Consider the following 21,480-nt stretch of genomic DNA (forward strand, 5'->3'; position numbering starts at 1 on the left):
CGAGCCCGGTGCCGTGACCGGTGCGGGTGCGTCTCACCGGTGGGGCATCGGCGGTGCGTTTTTACCGGGTGCACACTGCGCTCCGGACCTTGAGATCAGTAAAATCAACAGCTTGAGGGGGGCGCGGCGGCGGATGGCCCGCACGCCGCCGGCGAACGCCTGCCGGCGAGCCTGCCCAGCATCGGCCACCAACCTGCAGCGCCGTGTCGAACCGAACCGCCGTGTCGAACCGAACCGCCGTGTCGAACCGAACCGCTGGGCTAAGACTAATCCGCCTGGTTCAGGTCCGGCATGCGCGAGCAGGGGGCGTTGACGGTGCCCGCGATCCAGTCCCCGCTCGGCCCCGCGCTCAATCCTCCTCCCCCAAGCACGGCAAAGAAGGTGAAGCCGACGAAGCCGTCCTGAGAGAGGATCCCCTGGGGGTCCACGGTGCCCGACAGCTGGTGCATCATCAGGTAGCTGCCCCCGCCACCCACCGACGACTCCTCAAAGATGGTGCGTCCGTGAAACATGGGTTTGACCTCGAAGTCCATCCGAATCGTATTGCCCGCAGACTGGGGTCCCAACTCGTAGCGCGCGGGGAATCCAGCAACTTCCGGAAGAAAATTGTGGCCCTTGATCTCGATCTGAAAACCGTGGAGCTCCTCCATGGCTCCGCCGCGAGGCGTGTACAAGATATCCATATCCGCCTCGATTTCGTCGAACACGCAGCCCGTGCGCGTGGCGGGGTCGAGGCACTCGTATTCAATGCGACAATCCTCATGGGGTGCCGGTCCGTCGATGTCTTCGTGGACAGAAATGCCGTCCATGCAGCCAAAGATGTGAGCATGCTGCATGTTTCCAGGGTAGGGAGGCGCGTCCGACATCATGGCGCACCAACCATCGCGCCCCGCTGAGTCGCCGGAGCCGCAGGCTACGGTCCCCAACAGGAGAGCGAAGATAGCGAGCTGTGGAACGATGCGTGTCATTATCAACAAGTCCTTTCACTGGGACGCCCGGCTGGCGATCGCGTCAGGAACTCGCGCACAGTCTGCCACCAGAACTACCAGGCCCGCAAGGCTCGGACCGAACGAATCCGGGCGAAAACGCGCTTCCCGGCAGCGATCGTTTGGTCCGGCGAGATCTGTGTAACCGGTCCGACCGCCAGGCGACGAACAGCAAACAGTGACCCGGCGTCCAAGCGACCGCGTGGTGAGCCTGTCCGTGAGCGTTGCGGCGCTCGCGGCTGCGTCGGGAATCCAGATCGAGCGCGGCCGCAGGGCGCACGAGCCCGAGTCTCCCGGGCTGACCGTGGAGCATGGACCTGCTGCCATGGTGGACCGGAAAGCGCCCGCGGTGGCTCGCGACGGTCCGGCACAGCACGCGCTTCGCTGCAGTGCGACGGGCTGCTCGATCGCGCCCGGGCGCGGCCCTTGCCGAAAACCCATCGAGCCCGTGCTTCGCTGGCGCTTCGAGACGGGCGGCCCCGTCACCGCCAGCCCGGCACTGTCCCCGGATGGCGGGTCCGTGTACGTCGGATCGCACGATGGTTACCTGTACGCTCTCGACCGGCATGGGAAGCGGCGCTGGAGCCGGTTTCTCGGTGGCAAGGTCTACTCGGGGGCTCTGGTGGGCAAGAACGGGCACGTGTTCGTGGGCTCGGACGCTCGTGCCCTGTGGTCCTTCAGCGCGACCGGCGAGCTGCGCTGGCGATTCCGGACAGCCGGGGAGGCTGACACCACCCCGGCCCAGGCGCCCGACGGGACACTGTACTTCGCGGCAGGCGCCAGCCTGTACGCGCTCGGCGCCCAGGGTCGCGAGCTGTGGCGCTTGCGCGTGCCGGCAAAGATCTACTCGAGCCCAGCGCTGGGGCCCGACGGAACCATCTACACGGGCAGCCAGGACGATCACCTGTACGCCGTGGACCGCGCAGGTCGCGTACGCTGGCGCTACCGCACCCGCGGCGACGTGGACGCAGCGCCCCTGGTCGGGCAGCACGGTAACGTCTACGTTGGATCGGATGACGATCGGCTGTATGCGCTGTCAGCGGACGGGCGCCTGCGCTGGGCCGCGAACCTGGGCGGCCACGTGAGAGCCCGGCCTGCCCTGGACGCTCACGGTGGTGTGATCGCGAGCAGCTTCGGTCCCAGAGCCACGATCCTGAGCCTGGACGCCAGGCTGGGGCGCGTACGCTGGCACCATCGACTACCGCTCGCGTACTCCACCGAGGCGGGCAGCCGTTCTGGGGCCGTGGTCGGCGTGCGGGGAAGCATCTACGTGGGCGCGCACGATCACAAGCTATACGCGTTCGACCCGCACGGACGGCTGCGCTGGACATATCGCACCGCAGGCAGGATCGACTCGACCCCGACCCTGGGGCCGGACAACGCCCTGTACTTCGGGACCCGAGGCGGCGCGGTGTACGCTCTCACGGATTCGGCGCTCCGATGCGAGCAGGCGTCAGCAAACGAACGCCCGCCAAGCCCTTGACGCTGTTGTGGGGCCTGGCGGTGACGTTGCGGGCAACCGGGTAGGGGTCCGTCCAGGTATGCTCGAGCGGTTACTGCTGGATGAAGCTCTGGATCTCGAGCCGGGCTTCCGCCGCTGACGCTGGCGGCAACAGTCGAAGACTGGCACACGGGTTGCTTCGAGATTCCATGTCCACTCCTGACGTTCCTTAGGAGGGGCCCTGAAAACGGGCCCCTCCGTCCATTGCTGCTATCCTGCGACCTGCCCGTAAGGGGTTGGTCGCAAGAGCGAGGTGAAGCGATGGAACGTCGTCGGCAGATCGTTGCTAGACAGGCACCCGAGGCTGTGGGTCCCTACTCGCACGCCATCCGAACCCAGGAGCTGGTGTTCTCGTCTGGTCAGATTCCACTCGATCCGGCGACGGGCACCCTTGTCGATGGCGGCATCGTGGAGCAGACGCACCAGGTCATGAAAAACCTGCTGGCCGTGCTCGAGGCGGCCGGCTGCACCCTCGGGCAGGTGCTCAAGACGACGATCTACCTCACGAACATGGACGACTTCCGGGCCGTGAACGAGGTGTACGGCAGTTACTTCGAGGGGTTGGTGCCACCAGCGCGCTCCACCGTGGCGGTGGCGGCGCTGCCCTTGGGAGCACGGGTGGAGATCGACGCGATCGCTCAGCTCTAGTAGTAGTCCTCTCGCGACGCCACGAATTGCAGGCGCATGCCGGATACGTAGTCGAACTCGGCGTACAGCCGCCCCGCTCGTAGGCCGGCGTCACCGTAGTGCCAGCGGGTCACGGTGCTCTGATCGCCGTAGGCCCGCTGCCGTTCGTCGAGTTCTTCGTGAGCGACCTCGACATCGTTGCCGGTGTACCCGTCGGGCATCTGCGAGAGCGGTACCGACAGCACGATCTTGCTGCCCGCCGGCGCCTGCATCTCGGGACTGAGCTGCAAGGTGGGCCCAAGAGGTGTCTGGTCGTCGTAGTTCGAGAAGGCGGTCGTGGGCTTGGCCTGCATGAACACGACGTCGGTCGCTTGCCGCAAGGTGCCGGCGGGAATCACGATCCTCGCCCCGTTGTCGAGCTCGAGCGTGGCACCGCCGCGACCCACGGCGACCGTCATCTGCTTGCCACCCCGTCGCTGCACCGGAGCGACGGGGCCAGGGGCGGTCGCGTCATCCCCGCTCCGGTTTGCCATGCGCTCATGTCCCGCGCCGGCCCGGTTGGCCTTGGCTGTGGGCCCCGACGTGCCCGCCGCGCCTCCGCAGCCAATCCAGGCTATGCTTGACAATGCGATCGACCAACGTGCGACGTTCATTTCATCCCACCTTCGCGCCCCCGCCACCCGGGCTTGCCCCTTTGCGCGAGGAGCGCGCCAACGTACCTGCAACGGCCGCACAGCCGCAGGTACGGGACGCGCGCCCGAAGCCGCCGGCATAGATCGGGGGACAGCTCTTGGCCCTCATGCAGTCTAGTGTAAGACAAGGTCAGGCAACAGCCCGTTTGGCAACACAGCGAGGCCCACACGGGCACGCGCTTGCGTTCCAGTTGATCAAGAACTTTCCAACAAAGCTCCTGGGATCGCTCGCTCGTCGCCTCGGCGCTCTGCGCCGGGCGAAGCCGCTGTGGACACGCTGGGCCGACTGGTTTCCGCTGACGCCCTTGGGCCTGCTGTTTGTGGCCGGCGCCGCCTTCGTTCTTCGCGTCATGGCCCACGCGCAGCTCGACATGGTGCTGTTGGTGGTCGGGTATGCGGGCTTGGGACTGGGCGCGCTGAGCTTGGCCGCCGTGGCCCTGGGAGCGCTCGGACTCAGGTGGCGGCTGCGCCGGCAAGAGGCGAGCGAGGCCGAGCCGCTGTTGGCCGAGACCGCGGCGAGCCTGCCTACGAGCTTCGAGCTGCCCGCCTTGACCTGGCTGCCGCTCCTGCACCTCGACTGGCAATGGCTCGAGCCCGAAGGCGTAGAAGTGCAGCCGGAAACGAGCGCCGCTCGCCGAGCAGAGCAGGTGAGGTTCCAGCGCAGGGGCCAGTTTCGCCGGACAGTTCGACGCATCGTGGTCAGCGACGTGTTCGGGCTGGCCGCGCTCGGCCTCAGGCAGCAGGCCAGCCTGGCGCTCGATGTCCTACCCCACCTGGGCAAGCTCGCGCGTACTCCGGTGCTGCGCTCGCTCAGTGGTGGCGACGACCTGCCGCATCCCATGGGAGTCGAGTCCGGGGACCGGCTCGAGCTGCACCGTTACGTCCCGGGGGATCCGGCGCGGTTCATTCACTGGAAGGCCTATGGGCGCACGCGAAAGCTCATGATTCGCAAACCCGAGCGTGCCCTGGCTCAGGCTCAACGCACCGCGGGCTACTTGGTGGCGGGGCCTTTGGACGAGGCGAGCGCCGCCGTTGCGCGAATGGCCCTGGAGCGCAACCTTCTTGGCCGAGATTGGGTCTTCGGTAGCGACGAGGACCCCTTTCCCGTGACCCGGCTCGAAGCCGCCCTGGCGACCCTGATGCGTTCGGGCGGCCTGCACGAACAAGGTGCGCTGGGGCTCGAGGAGTTCCTGCGCCAGGCCGAGCGCAGCGGCCCGGTGAGCGCGGTCGTGTTCGTCCCCGCGCAGCCGGGGTCGTGGCTGGATCGGGCCGTCGCGGCTTCGCGCAAGCCCGGTCGCACCGTGCGCTTCGTCGTCGGCGTGGACGGCATCGCCTCGGCAAGCCAGCCAACCCATGTGGCACGGCTGCTCTTGTTGCCGCAAGCATCGGGCCACACCCCCGCGGCGCCGCTACGCGAAGTGCTGCGCAGGCTCGGCGAAACGCGCTGCCAGGTCAGCATCTACGATCGTGTTTCGGGACGCCAGCTCAGCGAGCTTCACCTGCGCGATCAGGGTGGGCGCCAGGGCGTATCGGGGGGAGCGTGAACGCTCGCATCAGGTCCTCGGAAGCAGACGAGCGCAACCTCACCCGAGTGCTGCGGTTTGTGGTGTACCTGCTGGGGGGCCTCGCTTTTGCACTGCCCCTGACGCTGCCCTATGTCGCTCTCGGGGCAGCGCTGGGCGCTGCAGCCGGCTCGGAGCTCGGCCTGCGGCTGGCACGCTCGCGCTGGCGGCTGCACGCCATCGTGGCGGCTGCGGCGGCAGGATCCGGCCTCGTGCTCGTGCTGCGCGCGGCGCTCGTGGGCAGCGCCACGCTCGCCGCTAAGCTCGGGCCCACTTCGGCGCTCGCGGTCGGAGAGAGCATCGGGTTCGGCCTGGGTGCGCTGTGTGCCGCAACGGGCCTGCGCGCCGCCGCGGCTCGCTGGCGCTCGATCGCAGTGCTCGAAGTCGCGTGCGTGGCGTTGATCTTCGCGCAGCTGGTCGCCGCCCACCGGCGGGGAGCGATCAACCGGCCCTTCGAGATCGCCGATCCGATCATCGAAGCGGGCGGCGATCCGGGGCTCGTGTTTCTCGGGCTCGGCGCCGTGACGGCGGCCGTCATGCTGCTCGTGCTCCTGAGCGAACGCAGCATCGCGCGCGCGGGCTTGCACATCGCGGTCGTCAGCGCCTTGGTGCTGTTTGTTGCGACCAGCACCGAACACTTCAACTTGTTCGCAAAGAAGCAACAAGATGCCTTGGGGCTGCGGGGAAAGCCCGACAAGACGAGCAAAGGCGACGAACGAGGAGGACGCAACCGCAACCGCAGCGGCAGCAATCAGCGAGATCTCGATTTTCGGGACAACTACCACGAGTCCAATCGCCAGACTCCGGTGGCGGTGGTGCTGCTGCACGACGATTACTCGCCGCCGAACGGCATGTACTACTTCCGGCAAGGCGCCTTCAGCCAGTTCAACGGGCGCCGGCTGGTGCGCGCAACCCGACACGGCCTGGACTCCGACGTCGCCGCGAGCTTTCCGGCCGAGCCCACGACCGTGGCCGAGGTACCGAACGCCGAAGGGGATCGAGCGACCCTCGACACGACCGTGGTGCTTCTTACCGACCACATGCAGCCTTTCGGTCTGGAGTCGCCGATCCGGATGGCTCCCGCACCCAACCCCGATCCCACGCGCTTCAGGCGCGCGTACAGGGTGACCTCGGCGGTATTGACCAGCGACGCCTTTGCGCTGCTGGGACGCGAAGCAGGAGGCGAGAAGCTCACCGGAGAAGCCCTCGACCATTACACCGGTCTGCCGGAGGACCCACGCTACGGGGCACTGGCACACGAGATCCTCGATCGGGTGGACCCTCATCTGCGACACGATCCCATGGTACGGGCGCTCGCCATCGCGTCGTACCTGAGCAAGCAGGGGGTCTACAGCCTGCGAAGTCGTCATGCCCGCGCGGCCGATCCCACCGCCGACTTCTTGTTTGGAGACAAGACCGGCTACTGTGTACACTTCGCCCATGCCTCGGCATACCTGATGCGCGCCCTGGGCATGCCTGCCCGCGTGGCCACGGGCTACGTCGTGGACGAGTCCTCGCGGCAGGGCGGTTCTGCGATCCTGCTTTCCGGGGAAAACTCCCATGCCTGGCCCGAGCTCTACCTCGAAGGTACGGGCTGGGTGATCGCCGACGTGTTTCCGGAGCGCAGCCTGGATGCTGCGATGCAGCCGCCCGATCCCGACTTGCAGCGCCTGCTCGGACAGATGGCACGTGGCGAGCGACCGCTGCTGCAGAGCGAAGAACGCAGCTTCAAGCCCATCCTGGCCTCGCTCCGCGAAGCATCGCTCGCCCTGGCTCGCTTCCTGCTCGTTGCACTCGTGCTCGCGCTGGCGCTGCTGTACGGCGTCAAGACCTGGCGTCGCATTGCGCCGAGCTTCGCCGGGCCAGGCGCCATGGCGCGCGTGGCGTACCGTGCGGAGCTCGACCGACTTGCCGAGCTGCAGCTCAGGCGGCGTGCAGGCGAATCGCGCGAGCGCTTCGCGACCCGGATCGAGGCTACCTGCCCGTCGTTCGCGGGTCTCACGCGCTGGCACCTGGCAGCCGCGTACGGCAGCCGGAGAAACCCCGAATCCTCCGAGCTGCAGCTCAGCGCTCACCGGGTGCGCAGCGAGCTGCGTCGCAGTGTGCCGTGGTGGCGTAGGATGCTTGGTATCTTGATCCCGTGGTCATGGCTGCAAAGTCGCTGATGAAGCCCGCCCCCAAGACTCGCCGCTGAAGGACATGTGCCGATGACGCATTCGCAAGCTGCACCGGTTGCCCCACCCGACCTGAGCTTCGAGGCCGCCCAGCGGGTCGTTCAACGACTCTCCGAACGCCTGCGGACAGCCGTCATCGGCCGGGACGAGGTGATCGAGCTCGTCCTGGTGGCGCTGTTGGCGGACGGCCACGTGCTGCTTGAAGACTATCCGGGCTCCGGCAAGACCACGCTCGCGAGGGCTCTGGGCGATTCGCTCAGCGACACCACCACCGACGCAATCGACGCGACCGACGCAATCGGCGCAATCGACGCACCGATCGTGCCCTTCCGGCGCATCCAGTTCACCCCGGACCTGTTGCCGAGCGATGTGACGGGGGCGACCGTGTTCGAACCGGACAGCAGCACCTTTACATTCAGGCGCGGCCCTATTTTCGCCCACATCGTGCTGGCGGACGAGATCAACCGAACCTCGCCCAAGGTGCAGGCCGCCATGCTCGAAGCCATGGCGGAAAAGCAGGTGACGGTCGACAACCACACCTACAAGCTCGACGAGCTGTTCTTCGTCGTTGCAACCCAAAACCCGCTCGACGTGGCGGGAACCTATCCCTTGCCCGTACCGCAGCTCGATCGCTTCCTCTTCAAGATCGAAATGACCCACCTCGAGCGCACGGCGGAGCTCAGGGTGCTGGACAACTACCCCAAGACCAGCCTGGAGCTCGCTGCCGAGCGCCCTCGTGTCTCGCGCCAGGAGCTGCTCACCGCACGCGCTCTGATCCGCCAGCACGTGGCGCTGACCCAGCCCGTGCGCGAGGCGCTGGTCGACCTGGCGCGGGCCCTGAGGGATGATCCGCGCGTGCTGCAGGGCGCGTCCACACGCTCCCTGGTCTTGTTGATGCCGGCGCTGCAGGCGCGCGCTTTTGTCAACGGACGTGACTACGTTGCGCCCGAAGACCTGGAGCATCTGGCGCCGCGGGTATTCGCGCACCGCATGGAGTGCGTGCCAGGGGTGGATGACAAGGCCGAGGTCGTGCGATCCAACGCCGGTCCGGTCATGGAAACGCTCGCCAGGCTGAGCTTGAGGCGGCGCCCGGCGACCCCCGCGGCTCCGGCACCCAGCCTCGAGGACGACCGAAACCCGTGAGCAGCTCGACGTGAAGAGCGGAGCCCGCTTGCCACTATGCGCCGCCCTCATGGGTCTCTTGGCTCAGCCTGTGGCCGCGCAGATCGAAAAGGTGCCCCTGACCCGCATCACGGGGCTCGACGCGAGCGAAGAGGAGCTCGCAGCCTGGAAACTGGTAGAAGCTCGCCGGCACATCAAAGCTCGCGAGCAGGCGGAGGCCATCTTGAAGGAGCGGCCCCGCTCGTTCGTCGCCCATCTCGTGCTGGGATTCGTCCACCATTACGGCGAAGCGGACTTCCCGAGAGCGCTGTACCACCTAAAGCTGGCCGAACAGCTGTTCGAGCGGCGTTTCGGCCATCGAGGGGGAGCCGATACATCGTGGCGCTGGCACGCGCAGCTGCTGCGGGAGCTCGCGTGGGCGCACGGTGACCTGGAACATCACGCAAAGAAGCTCGAATACATTGCCAAATACAATTCCCTGTATGAGCCGGACATGATTGCCGAGCGCGCCTGGCCGCTCATGAAGCTCGGACGCTTCGAGGAAGCACGACTATCGGCCCGCCTTGGGCTGGCGACCGACATCCAGAGCCAGCGCAGCACGGCCTACAACGCGCTGTGCGCCATCGAGTTCGAGGCCGGCAACGACGGCAGCAGCTACGAAGCCTGCAAGCGCGCCGTGGACGCCTCGCAAGACGGCCTCGGTCCGGCATCGGCGGTTGACCTTACCAACCTCGCCGAGGCGGCACGCTCGCTGTTCCGGCTCGATGAGGCCGAGCGCGCCAGCCGCGAAGCCACCGAGGCGCGCCTTGCGTACTACGGCAACCCGTGGATGGAGCTGGCTGAGCTCTACACCCGGGAAGGACGCTTCGGGGAAGCCCTCGGGGCGCTGCGCGAGGTTCCACGCTACCGCGCGCGCAGACCTCCGTATGCGCGCAATGCCGATCGCAACGAGTCGCGTCGCGCTCTGGCGGCCTTCTTGCTCCTGGCGGGCCGCGCTGACGCCGCTGCCCGCATCACGAGCAAGGCGCTCGTCGCACCGGACCGGCGTGCCCACAACAGCCGCGATCCGGCCCAGGACCGGGTGATCGTGGCGCTGCTGGGGCGTCTGGCAAGGCGCATGCAAGCGAGCCTGCGGCTCGAGGCAGCGTCGATAGAACCCGTGTACAAGCGGCCGCTCGCCTGGCTCACGGCCGCTTGGCTGCGCTTCGAGGGTTGGCGCTCGGGAGCCTTGGCGGCTCGCTTGCTGTCGGACAACGCTCGCCTGGTGGGCACGTTCCAGATCGGCAGCGCCAAGAGCGCGGTGGCGCCGCCGTGGCTGGTGGGTGAGATCATCCGCATCGTGGGTCCTGGAGTGGCAAGCGAGGCGCTGCGTTTGGCCCGAAAGCAAGACAAGCGTCCACCGGCGAACGCTTACTACGACGCCTTCCTGGCCGAAGCAGCGCTCGAAATGGGCGAGCACGAGCGAGCGCTCGACCTTGCCAGCAAGGCACTCGATGGCCTGCCTCGAGCCGAGAAGCTGCTGCGGGCCCGTACCCAGGCGCTGGCCGCACACAGCGCTTGGGAGCGGGGTTTGAGCGAAAGGGCGCGCGGCTACTACGACGGGGCGTGCCAAAGCGATCCCGGCGTGTTTCGCAGGCTCGAGCTGGCCCTGCCGGCACGCTTCGTCGTTCGGGGCGGTGGGCTCGCCGAGCGTGCGGCCGAGCTGCTGGCTCGGTCCCCACGACTTCGCAGCGAGGACAACGGGCTCGCCGTGCACGTGCAGGGCGATGGCAGCGGCGGTCAGGTGTGCCTGGCCGCGTCCCACGGCGCCGTGCTGGGCTGCGCTCGCGTACGCGCGGATGGCAAGAGCGATGCGGATGCGCTTGCCCGGAGCCTTGTCGAACGCTTTCACGCAGAAGTATTCGCGCCGCGGGTGGACCTGGCGCAAACCGACATCCACTCGCTGGACGGCTCGACTGCGGTGGGACGCGATATGTTCCAGGTGCTTTTCGACCTGGAGTAGCTTGCCAGGGTCTCGACGATCGGCGGGCCAAAGCTGAATCTAATTGCTAGCCGAGGCTGGCCGTCCCTTCTTGTGCTTCTTGCGGCGCGACTTGCGGCCCTTGCCCCCGTTGGAGCTCTTGTGGCCGGAGGCTCTCTTCGACTTCACCGGCGCGTCCCTGGCCTCGACTTCGGTCTCGGCCCCGACTTCGGTCTTGGCCTCGGCTCCGGTCTGACGGGCTTCGGCTTGGGGCGCGCCGGAAGCCTGCTCGCCGGCTCCACTCGCCACCGTCGCGGCGCCTGGCGACCCTGCGCTGGCCTCGCCCGGCGCTGCCGGCGCTGCAGCGGTGGGGCTCGGCTCCGGACTGCCGCTCGTCTTTGCCGCACCCCCGGCAGCTACGGCTGCGCCGCTTCCCTGTTCCTTGGTGCCGCCCAATCCCAATGCTGTGCGCCGGTCCGAGTACGCAGAATAGGCCAGGTACGAGCTGACCAGAAAGATGCCGAACGAGACGATCATGCCCATCGCGGTGAAATGATCGTCGGTCCAGGGCCAGAACGTGGGCGCCATGCAGGTGAGCATGGACATCGCACAGGCCACGATGGCCGGTAGTTTGTGACGCTTCCAGAGCAGTCCGTACGCCAGCAGGAAACCGTAGTAGTAGCAGGTGAGCTCCGCCATGACCGGAATCAGGCCCGCACCGACGCAGGCCGCCACCCAGTCCTTTTCTCGCTCGACCGCGATGGCCACCATGAACAGCACGCTCGCGATCAGCAAAAGGAGCAGGGGCTTGCGCGCTGCGTAGGTCTCACGCTTGCGTTCTTTCCAATCGCCGAACGGATCGGACAAGTCGTCGTTGCGCATGCCGATGGCACGTTTGTCGAACTCGAACCCGATCGCCGTCTTCAGGCCCATGTTGTTGGTGAGCGGAGTATCCAGGTGCTTCGCGCTGTTCTGCGCGAACACGACCCACGAGCTCAGGCTTCCCGTGGCCACTGCGGAAAGCGGCATGAGCGCCGCCAGCGCGACCAAACAGCCTGCGGCAAAGCGTTTGTGCTCCGAAGATAGGACCCACCGGCGCTCACGCACCATGTACATCAGGGCCTTGAGGATCATGGCGATGACGACGAAGCCGGGGAAGATCCGCAGCAGCGCCGCGTAGGTCAGTGCGAGCCCGCCGCTGAACATCTTGTCCTTGCGCAGCAGGCACAGCCCGAGCACCAGGAACGCTATCCAGTCCATCCGCAGGTAGGCGCCGCCGGTCCAGAAGTAGCGCGCGGGGAAATTCGTACCCCACCAAAGCAACGCCACGCACATGCTGCGCCAGCCAAAGGCCCACCACACGGCCGCCCACATGCCGATCAGCAGCACGGAATCAACGATGCCCAGACCGATGATCGTGTTCCAGCTCTTGATCGGGAAGGTCGCTGCAAGCGCCCGGCCGGCGATGGTCCATACCGGGGTGGCGTTGAAGCCGTGGTCGGTTTGCGACTGATCCCAGCGATCGGCCGGAAAGAAGCCGCGGAACTTGCGTATGTCTGCGCGAAACTCCTCCCAGCGCTCCTTGCTGAAGTGTCGCGTGCACAGCGTGGGGTCCTTGATGATGTGTTCGGTGCTGCCGAGCTCGTTGGTGACCAGGTTGCGCATCTTGCGGTCCTTGACGCGCTGCAGGTGTCCGTCGGCAATGTCCGCGGCGGTCGTGCATTCGTACAGGCGCGAGTACCCGAGCTCGGGCGCGTACTTTGCGCCCACGTAGTAGTGGTAGTGCTCCCAGATGTGAATGTAGTGGTCGTAGTGGAAGTGACCCAGATTCCAGAACAGCAAGAAGGAAAAGATGCCGAATCCTGCCAGCAAACCGTCGCGCAGCTTCTTGAGGTAGTGCGGGCGGCCGCGGCGGTGCAAAAGGAAAGTCCACAACAGCAGCAGGCCGCCGAGCCCGGCGGTCAGCCCTTTGAGGAACACCACGACGCTGTCGTCGATGGCAGCCCAACCGGTCTTCTCGGGCGGAAAGGTCAGCGCGGGTGACCAGTTGGCCGGCTGGTTGCAGTAGGCCTGGAGCTCGGACACCGAGTAGAACTTGTCGCCGCCTTGCGGCATGACCCGCAGGTAGCGGACGGTTTCCACGCGCGGCAGCCGGCCCCAGCGCGTGCGCAGGCCCTGAGCGGGAAACACGGCAACGGCCGTCCACAGGGTCTGGTAGCTCTGCCCGTCCAGCGAACCCTGGATCTCGTAGATGTCGTTGTTGTCTCCTTGGACGAGCACCGCGCCAACATTGCGCGGGCGCCCAAAGTCGACCATCAGGCCGGTCGTCTCCTTTTTGAGCACGACGGCCGACGGCGACGACCAGAAGCTGCTTTCTACGGCGAGCACCCCGTCGGCGGCCACCCTGGGGTTGCCCTTGAGGCCGTCACCGTAGACGCGAGCTGTCTGAACCACATTGGTCGAGTCGCAGCCGCTGCTGGACCAGGCCCCGCTCGGCACGGGCGTCGCGGGCTGGGCGCCAGGCGAGCCGGGAGCCGGGGCTCCTTCTTTCTTGGCGGCCGCCGCGGCAGCCTCGGGGTTCGTGGCGGTTTGCTGCGCTCCAAGGGGCCCGCTGCAGGTCAGGACAGCAGCCGACGCAACGAGCAGATACTGTGCATAGAAACAGGTAGCGCGAGGTCTCTGCTGCGCCGCTTGTTTCGAGGACGTAGTCACGATCCTTCCGCCGCGGGGACCCGGGCGGGTCGCCAACGCTGCCCGACATAGACGCTCGCCTCCCAAAGCGCAACTATGACCTCCGAGGGCGTCACAGCCTCACATACAGCGAGCCCCTCAGGTACGGGCCCGAGCGGGAGAGCGAACCGAGCTCGGCCGTGCGCGGCACGATCGCGTCCGGGGCCAGATCCGCAGGCTGCAAGCGCAGCGTGGTAGAGCTGGAAAGCAAGAATCCCGCCTCGAAGAGCAGGCCCGCTCGGGTCTGCCGCATGAACCTGATGCCGGCCCGGCCGAGCCACCCGGCAGGGGTCTCGAGCCTGGCTCCCAGACCGAGCATCGCTATCAACGCAGTGCCCTGGTCCTTGTAACGTGAAGCCGGCAGCGAGGGATCGAAAGGGCCCTGGGGCAAGACCGGAGCGTCGCCGCCGAGCCGGCCGAGCTGCATCCGGAGCAGGCTCGCGCCCAGACCCAACCGCAGCTCGGGCCAGAGCCACGCGGCGACTTGATGGCGCAGCGAAAGCGACGCGCTGAACGTGTGTGTGCGCAGGCGAGCCAGCTGCTGGCGCTGGAATTGCGCTTCGTCGGCAGCGAGCTTCCAGCTGAGCTCGACCGCGAGCACACTGTGCGTCGTGGGTCGCATCCCATCGTAGCCCACAAAGGCTCCGGCGTTCCTGGAGACATCGTCGTCGGAATACAGATCGAATCCGTGGCTCCCGATCTCGATGGCCTGGATTTCCAGGCCGAGTGAAAGCGGATTGCTCGACTCGGTGCGCGCGCCAGGGCTTGGCTCTGGTCCGGCGCTCGGTCCAGAGGTCGACTGGCTGCGCGCAACAGGTGCGTGCAGCAGGACGGCCGTCATGCAGCACGCCGCGCCCAGCGCGCGCGCAAGCCGGTGCTTGGGGACGCATGCTGGTTCGTCTGATCGGTTCACGGCATGCCTCGCTTGGCGTCCAGCTCGATCGCCGTGTCCGGACCCCGCAACAGGTCTGCCAGCAGAAAGCCCCGCAGCGCGATCGCTTCGCCGCGAGCAGGTTCCATGCGATCGAGCAACGTCAGGTGACCCCCAAAGGTGTTGTGTACGACCGCAACGGTGGCTGCGGCCGGGGAAAGCAAGACCTGGGCGATGCTCGCATCGAGCTCGACCTGCTGGGCGTGAAAGCTGTCGAGATCCAGCATACCGAGCTGGCGCTGCCCCTTGGCTCCCACCCACAGTCGCGCCTCGTCGGTGTGGAAGCTCGTCTGAGCCAAGTCGAGGTGCGCGTCGATGGGCGCGACCGTCCGGTCCTGCACCCGTAGCAGGCTAAGCGCCGGAGCCGGACCCTGACTCGAATGGTGCACGAGCAACACCACGCCTCGCTCGAGCATCGGGACCACCCGCTCGACCGGCGCGGCCAGCCGCAGGGTTTCCAGGTTGCGACCTTTACGGGACTCGATCTGTTGGAGGCTGAGGAAGCTCAGCCAAACGCTTCCGTTCCCGTAGAGCAGCGCCTCGGGCTTGCCCGAGTCGCGCCCGTCGTCGAGCATCAGCAATCGACTCGCCGCCGTCTCGAGGGCCACGCGCGTCGAGCGGCTCGATGCGGCATCGATCACCCACAGGTCGTTGCTGCCCGGCGACAGCACCAGCAGCTGGGCGCCCTCGGGCGAGCGGTACAGGCCCATGTCGCTGGGGGTACGCCCGGCGCCAACCTGGTTGATGGAGACGCGAAAGTCTCCGCGGGCCGACTCGGGGTCCTCGTGCAGCTGCAGGGCGTAGGCGTCGTTCGACTGATTGCCGCGCACGTAGATGCGCGCATCGTCCACGCCGAACAGCACCTGTTCGGGGAGACTGGGGTTGCCTGCGGTGGTGAGCTGAACCGTGTGCTCGCTCAGCGTCTCGAGGTCGAGCAAGGTCACGTAGGAGTCAAACAAGACCACCGCCAAGGTGCGCGTGGTGCCCGCGATCGTCATCCCGGGCGAAAAGACCACGCGACGCGGCGCTTCACCGAAGCTGCGCAGCGTGCGGCGGTGCGGGTTGTCCTCGGAGGGTTGCTGTTGCAGGTCGACGATCGCTATCTCGTTTCGATTGAACAGCAGCTGGCCTCCACCCGAGACGCCGCGGAAGTAGAGCAGGGCATAGCGCCCGTCGTGCGACTGCTCGATGGCATCGAACGGCGCTGCTATCTCGTAGCGGGCTCGCGGCGTGTTTCCTTCGACGCCCAGCACCGCGAGCTCGGCCGGAAGGGGGGCCGAGCCGGCTCGGGCCGGTCCGCCCGCACACACGACCAAGAGCTCCTCGGTTGCATCCGCGGCGCTTGTTGCGCGGTGCACGCTCAGCCTTGGCTCGAGCGGCAGATCGACCCGCTCGGTCCGTGGCTGTGGATCGGCGAGATCGAGGCGGTGGGCCACGTGCGAGGTTTGGTTGATGAACACGACCTGAGTGCCGAGCAGCGTGGCCTCGGCGTGAAACACTTGAGGCTCGTCGAAGAAAGGCGGGCGGTCACCGCAGCCGGCGAGCAACAGCATCCCGACCCCAACCCAGCTCCCAACACGGCACCGGGCGCGCGGGCGCAAAGGCAAAGCGTACGTCATCTTATGGGCCTCACTTGCGTATCCGGCTGTTGAGCTCGAAACCCGTTACGGTCTGCGCCTCACCCGAGTTCCAGTGCACGAAGGTCACGCGTCCCTCGGGGTGCTCCTGACCCACGAACGCGTGCTCCGTGCCCGGCACCGCACCCACCGAAAGGGGAGGGCTGCCAAGCCGTGTGGTCGAAATCTGGAGGCTCTCGAGCGCGATGCGCTGAACCTCACGCACGTGCTGCAGATCGTTGCGAATCAGCACGAAAAGATGGCTGTTCGCGGGCATGACCGCGAAAGGCCCAACATCGGCTTGAGTCACCTGCAGCTTGACGAAACCGCTCGCGATGTTGAGCAGGCTGTAGGCAAACGACCGATCGATGACTTGGTCCGGGGTGAGGCCGGGCTCGTTCGGATCGGCCGGGTCGCGCGTGTGCACGATGAGCGCCGTTCGGGCGTCGGGTGCGATGGCCACGCCCTTGATGGGCTTGCGAAGCCGGACACCGCGAACGGTGTCGGCCAGCGGATTGAGCTCGACGAGGCCGATACGCTCCACGGCAAAGGCTGTCGTGTACACAAGCGCCGAATGGTTGTCGGGCGTGATGCTAACCGAGCCGACGATGTCGCCTGCGAGCGGGATGCTGCGCACCAGACCGGGGTCGCTGAACCCGCTCGGAATTGGAATCCGCAGCAGCAGCTGGGGATCGCTCAGGACGGCCAGCGCGAACTCACCGCTCGGAGCCAAATCGAGATCGGTCACGGCCACCGGTTGCCTCGCCGTGGGCGTCCGTGACCTGCGCTGCGCCGAGTTGGGCGCGTCGGTCGCGTCCAGGCCTGCATCGAGCGGTTGCCAAGCGTCGCTGCGCGCATCGAGCTCGGCGTCCAGCGCCTGCACGGCATCGACGTGCGCGTCGCTTGCGGCGTCCGCGCCCGCGTCCGGGGCGACGGGAGGCGACGGCGCGGGCCCGAGCGCTCCGGCGACTTCACTCAGCTCGAGCGAGGTGACCGCACCCGAGGACAGCTCGACCAGCCGCACCGTACTGTCGTGCTCGCGGCGAGCGATCGCGTAGCGACCGTCGTTCGTTATCGAGACGTCTTTGGAAAACGCGCCGGTGTCGGGCCCGAGCGGGATCAAGCGTGCGATCGAGGCTTGCCTGAGCGAGCCGAGCGGCAGCTCCGAGATGCCGTCTTCGGTAACCACGAATGCGGTCGAGCCGTCGTCGCTGAAATGCACCGAGAGCGGCCGGAAGCCCACGGTGACGTTGACCGCCTCCTCCGCACCCGGCGCCAAGGTTGCGACCGTGAGGTCCTGAAAGCTGCCCGTGGGATCACCGGGCCTGCGGGCATGGATGTCGAAGTACAGCACCGCGTGGCTCCCCGTGGGGCTGACCGCGATCCGGTTGCAGCCGGCAACCACAGGCAGCGTGTGTGTGGTCGTGCGGCCCTTTTCGGTACGCAGAACGGTCGCGTCGTCGGAAGCCACGTTGAGCACGATGGCCTGGTCGCCAGTGCCAAAGGTGCGCACCACCCGCGGCTTGTCGCCCGCCTCGACGATTTCGATCGCCAGCGAGCGCGCATCGATGACCGCCACCAAGTTGCTCTTCGGGTTGGCCACGTAGACCTGGTTTTCGCCCGCTTGCGGCTGCTCGAAATTGGTCGGCAGCTCGATCTCGGGCGGCCGTGGTGCCATCGGTGGGATCCCCGCTGCACCGCCAATGCCGAACCCTCCAGGAGCTCCGTGCGGGCCGGTCGGGGAGCCCCCGCCGAGGCCCGGGCGCGGTGCAGGCGTACGCGGATCCGCGTGCGCCGCCCCGGCCCGCTCCTCGGACGAACCGCAACCCGCAGCAAGCGCTGCGATCGCACCCAGGATCCAGGCTCCGCGCCGAGCGCAAGCCAACGGTCTGCCCGGGGCGGCCCCGCGGCCATTCTCCACCCCCAACCCCCCGACATCTGTGTCGCGCTCGGTTGCGACCCTGGCAACACTTGCCCCCTGGCACGCAGGCTTTGCGTCCCTGCTGCGCCCTGCACCTTGCCGCTGCCGCCTGTGCGTACCCGGCCAACACCCACGATCCCGCTGTGCTCTTGCCTGCATGACGCTACCTGAAGCGAGAAGTATGCCACACTGGTCGCCGCAGAGGTCCGGGCACGCACGAGCTACAGACTCGGTGCCCACTCGGGAGGGATCGGCTCCCTCGAGCCGATCCGGGTTCGGCCCTGTCTTCGGCCGGGAAAGAGGCAGGCAGCCGGGGACGGCGATGTGTTAGGGAGTGTTTTCGACATCGGACCGAGAGCCCACGATTCCGAGGGTCTCGGGATCGACGGGAGCATCTTGAAGACACTCTCCAGTACCTGGGGCTCGAAGCCAGTGCCGCGTTCTTCACGCTTTCCAACCAGGGAGCGCGCACCAGGTAGGGCTCGGCCGACCCCGAAGGCACACGTGCCTGCCGGTGGCGCCGGGTCAGGCATGCTTTCGTTGGGAGAGCAGCGGCGCCTGCACAGGGCCTTTGCATGGCGAACCTGACGCGCCGACGCGAAGCCGGAGGACGGCCCGCGCCGCCGGACGCAGTACGAAGCCGGCCGGTGGTCGCGCGGCGTTCGGCCGGCTCGACCGCGGCAGGTGTTGTGCTTGCGGCGCTGGGCGCGTTCCTGTGCGCGTTGTCCGCTCCGCTCTGGTGGTTTGGCAGCGGAATACTGGTGGCGCTGGCTACCGGGTTGTGGGTGTCCACACGGCCCCGGCATGCGGAGCTGCGCGCCTGGTGGCTGGCGCCGCGCCACCTGGGTCCCCTCGAGATCGTCCCGCTCAAGACGATGCTCGAGCTCGGCTCGCTGGCGCTGCTGGTGTGCATCAGCATCCAGATGCTCGGCGAGCTCGCGGGCGGCGATCGCCCGATCTCTCACGATCATCCCGTCCATTACTTCAAGGCCTGGCAGCTCGAGCGCCATCTCGTGCACGAAGGTCGCGTGCTCGGTTGGACGCACCGCTGGTTCGCGGGCTACCCGGTCAACTACCTGTACCCGTTTCTCGGCGACCTGTGGATCAACGCCGTCCGCTGGCTGGGGTTCGGCTCGCTGAGCCTGAGCCAGGCGTACGGGATCGGAATCTGGCTCTTTTATCTGTTCACGGGCTACGCGCTTTACCGCTACGGCTCCGAAGCGGCTGGGCGTGCCGTAGGTCTGCTCGCAGCGCTGGCGTTCATGACGGATACCTCCGCCTTTCGCGAGGGCGGCTGGACGTACGCGGTCCACTTCGGTGTTTGGCCCCAGAGCCTTTCGCTTGCTTTCGGCCTGCTGGGGCTCTCGCGTCTGCCCGCGCTGGTGAGCGGGCGCAGGTTGGCCCCCGTGGCGGGCTTCGGGCTGTGCCTTGGGCTCGCGTTGCTTGCGCACCCCGTGCAGCTCTTGCTTTTGCCTCTCGTTGTGCTGCTGGCAGGGGTCGCGGCGGCTTTTTCCCCGCATGCTCGGGTTGGCGCGGCGCTGCTGCGAGTCCTCGTTGGGACCCTGCTGGCCCTGGTCGTTTCGAGCGCCTGGCTGCTGCCTTTCCTGTCAAGCCGCCGCTTCGCCTCGTCCATGGGTCTGTGGTGGAAGAGCACCCACGAGCTTGGCTACGATTTGATGCAGCTCGATGTCTTCGAGGGCACGCTCGGCTTGGTGCTCGCGTTCGGTGTGCTCGGAATTGTCCTCATGCTGCGCAGCCGCGACGTGCTGCTGCTGTTCACGGCGCTGATCGCCCTGTGCGTTCCCGTCCTCTTCGGCAGCACGTTCGTGGACGAGTTTCACTTGCCGGCGCTGTCGAGCTCCTTGCTCAAGGTGCAGTTCGTACGCATGTCCACGATGGTCAAACCGTTCTGGTTCGTGGCGGCGGCCTACCTCGTCGTCGCAGTCACGCGTGGCCTGCCACGGCTGCGGCCACGATCGGCGAGCAGCGAGGCGGATCCGGGCGCCCGTGGGACCCCGGAAGGGACACAAGAGTCCGGCTTTGCGAAGCTGCCCGTGTCCAGGCGGACCTCGAGTCGGGCGCAGCCCGCGCCGCGCTACATGGCGGCGGCCTTTGTGCTAGCCGTCCTTTTGAGCCCGATCGCGCTCGCCTTCGGGCAAGCCTACTGGAGCACGCACGTCGAACGCCATCTCGAGCTCGCGAGTCAGCGACCCTACGGCCGGGAGCGTCGTGCCCTGGTGCGCTGGGCCCGCCAAGCCCTGCCATCGGATGTGTTCTACCGCGTCGCCCTCGTCCCCGCCCACAAGCACGATCACAGCTTGATGGATCTGGCGACGCAAATCGACAAGCCCATCTTCAAGACAGGTTTCACCCCCTGTTCCAACTTCGTGTTCAAGCTCGGGGGCTACGATCGCGAAACCCTGGAAAGCGTCAATGTCCGCTACGCCATCGCGCAGCGGCGCTTGCCGGCGAGCGATTTCGAGCTGTTGCGCGAGTTCGGGCCCCTGAGGTTCTATCGCTTCAAAGGCTGGAGGCCGGAGCCCTTCCGAATCCTGCAGGGTGGTGGTCGGGTCGACGTGCTGCGCTTTGACGACGAAGAGATCGTGTTGCGCGCGCACCGGGGTGCGTTCGGCATGCTGCGCTTGAACGTTTCGTACTTCCCGCGCTGGCGCGCCTACCACGACGCCAAGCGCATCCGCATCATGGCGAGCTCGCTCGACAACAAGGCTCGGCCAAGCGCGTTCATCACCACGGAGCTGCTGCCGGGCAGCTACCGGTTCGTGTTCGAGCGTCATTGGGTCGACCATCTGGCCGCGGCGCTCTCGGGGCTGGCTTTGCTCTTGGTCCTGGCCCTGTGGTTGGCCGACCGGCGGCCAGGCTCGTTTGCGTGGCTGAGCAGGCCGCTTGCGTGGCTCACCGAGAAGGCCGAGCGCCTTTGCGAGCCTGCCTGGGCGCGCGCGCGCTTGGCGGCAGGGCTGTGCCTGGCAGCCGCGTTGCTGTTGGTCGGGGTAGCGCTGGCGCTGTGGCAGCCGGCTATCGACCTCGCGCCTTCGGGCAAGCGCGAGCGGGTAAGGCGGGTGCGCTACGATTTCGTCGAACGCCTGGCGCACGCCGAGGCGCAGGTGCGCCACCGCAAGAGGAAGCGTCGCTGCCAGGCGCACAAGGACCAGTTCCTGTGCCCGAATCGACGCGGCACCTTCTTGCCCGGCCAGTACGTCGCTTCCGAGCCCGCCACCATCGAGGAATACACCATGGTGCGCTGCGTTCGGGCCACCCCCGACAGCGGAGGGACACTGGAAATCAGCTTCCGCGACGTTCCCCGAGGCGAGGCACTGGTGGGCTACTACGGCGTTCCACACGCGTCCGAGATCGGCCCTCGGGAATCGTTTGATTTCAGCGTCCGAGTCGACGGCAGGCGGATACACCGCGGCGCTGCCAGACCCAACACCGGCCGCCGCTGGCTAATCGAGAAGCTCCAATCGAACAAGGCACGCAAGCGAGCCGACGTGACGCTGGCCATCCACGCGAAGCACGTCCGCCGGCACAGGTTCTGCTTCAACCTGCAGATGGTGGACTTGCATTAGTCTATTTGGCAAGTTGGTAGCAACCGCATTCCAATCGAAGACAGCCGTGCCTCGGGAAGGGACGCCCGGGAAAC

At 67.1% G+C, this 21,480-nt stretch carries 13 protein-coding genes; 7 read left to right on the forward strand and 6 right to left on the reverse strand.

The genetic code is table 11. The features are described 5' to 3' along the window. Positions 1-266 precede the first annotated feature (266 nt). The gene (locus tag MJD61_00120) at positions 267-968 is read right to left on the reverse strand and encodes a hypothetical protein (GenBank protein ID MCG8553683.1); all 702 of its coding nucleotides are present in this window, start codon (positions 966-968) and stop codon (positions 267-269) included. A gap of 196 nt (positions 969-1,164) precedes the next feature. On the opposite strand from MJD61_00120, the gene MJD61_00125 reads away from it, so the two are divergent. Together MJD61_00125 and MJD61_00130 are read left to right on the forward strand one after the other, a co-directional pair. Further along, complete coding sequence (locus MJD61_00125) at positions 1,165-2,469, forward strand: PQQ-binding-like beta-propeller repeat protein (GenBank protein ID MCG8553684.1); 1,305 nt, start codon at positions 1,165-1,167, stop codon at positions 2,467-2,469. A 279-nt stretch (positions 2,470-2,748) separates the two neighbouring features. Further along, entirely contained in the window at positions 2,749-3,135 is a 387-nt protein-coding gene (locus MJD61_00130) for a RidA family protein (protein MCG8553685.1), read from the forward strand. Here MJD61_00130 and MJD61_00135 read toward each other — a convergent pair. Then, a complete protein-coding gene (locus tag MJD61_00135) occupies positions 3,132-3,647 on the reverse strand; it encodes a hypothetical protein (protein MCG8553686.1) in 516 nt (171 codons plus the stop codon). The two genes, MJD61_00130 and MJD61_00135, sit on opposite strands and share 4 nt — an antisense overlap. Positions 3,648-3,952: 305 nt before the next feature. Here MJD61_00135 and MJD61_00140 point away from each other — a divergent pair, with 305 nt between their 5' ends. From MJD61_00140 to MJD61_00155, 4 genes are read left to right on the forward strand one after another with little or no spacing between them, the layout of a single operon-like run. After that, positions 3,953-5,350 carry a DUF58 domain-containing protein gene (locus MJD61_00140; protein ID MCG8553687.1) on the forward strand — a complete coding sequence of 466 codons (1,398 nt, stop codon included), beginning with the start codon at positions 3,953-3,955 and terminating at the stop codon, positions 5,348-5,350. Then, positions 5,347-7,533, forward strand: a complete 2,187-nt coding sequence (locus tag MJD61_00145; protein MCG8553688.1) for a transglutaminase domain-containing protein — start codon at positions 5,347-5,349, stop codon at positions 7,531-7,533. The genes MJD61_00140 and MJD61_00145 overlap by 4 nt, the downstream gene beginning before the upstream one ends. A 42-nt stretch (positions 7,534-7,575) precedes the next feature. Continuing rightward, positions 7,576-8,685, forward strand: a complete 1,110-nt coding sequence (locus tag MJD61_00150) for an AAA family ATPase (GenBank protein ID MCG8553689.1) — start codon at positions 7,576-7,578, stop codon at positions 8,683-8,685. Between the two features lie 10 nt (positions 8,686-8,695). Further along, positions 8,696-10,666, forward strand: a complete 1,971-nt coding sequence (locus tag MJD61_00155) for a hypothetical protein (protein ID MCG8553690.1) — start codon at positions 8,696-8,698, stop codon at positions 10,664-10,666. Between the two features lie 39 nt (positions 10,667-10,705). On the opposite strand, the gene MJD61_00160 is transcribed toward MJD61_00155, so the two are convergent. The 4 genes from MJD61_00160 to MJD61_00175 form a co-directional block, all read right to left on the reverse strand. Continuing rightward, entirely contained in the window at positions 10,706-13,336 is a 2,631-nt protein-coding gene (locus MJD61_00160; protein ID MCG8553691.1) for a discoidin domain-containing protein, read from the reverse strand. Positions 13,337-13,427: 91 nt separating this feature from the next. Continuing rightward, positions 13,428-14,267: a hypothetical protein gene (locus tag MJD61_00165; GenBank protein MCG8553692.1), complete on the reverse strand. Its 840-nt coding sequence runs from the start codon at positions 14,265-14,267 to the stop codon at positions 13,428-13,430. Then, on the reverse strand, positions 14,264-15,838 hold the full coding sequence (locus tag MJD61_00170; GenBank protein MCG8553693.1) for a hypothetical protein: 1,575 nt from the start codon (positions 15,836-15,838) through the stop codon (positions 14,264-14,266). The genes MJD61_00165 and MJD61_00170 overlap by 4 nt, the downstream gene beginning before the upstream one ends. A gap of 76 nt (positions 15,839-15,914) precedes the next feature. Continuing rightward, positions 15,915-17,579 (reverse strand): hypothetical protein, encoded by a 1,665-nt coding sequence (locus MJD61_00175; protein MCG8553694.1) that lies wholly within the window; start codon positions 17,577-17,579, stop codon positions 15,915-15,917. Positions 17,580-18,397: 818 nt separating this feature from the next. Here MJD61_00175 and MJD61_00180 point away from each other — a divergent pair. Beyond that, positions 18,398-21,406: a hypothetical protein gene (locus MJD61_00180; protein MCG8553695.1), complete on the forward strand. Its 3,009-nt coding sequence runs from the start codon at positions 18,398-18,400 to the stop codon at positions 21,404-21,406. Positions 21,407-21,480 lie beyond the last annotated feature (74 nt).

The sequence above is a fragment of the Pseudomonadota bacterium genome (genome assembly GCA_022361155.1).
Classification (GTDB): Bacteria; Myxococcota_A; Polyangia; order Polyangiales; family JAKSBK01; genus JAKSBK01.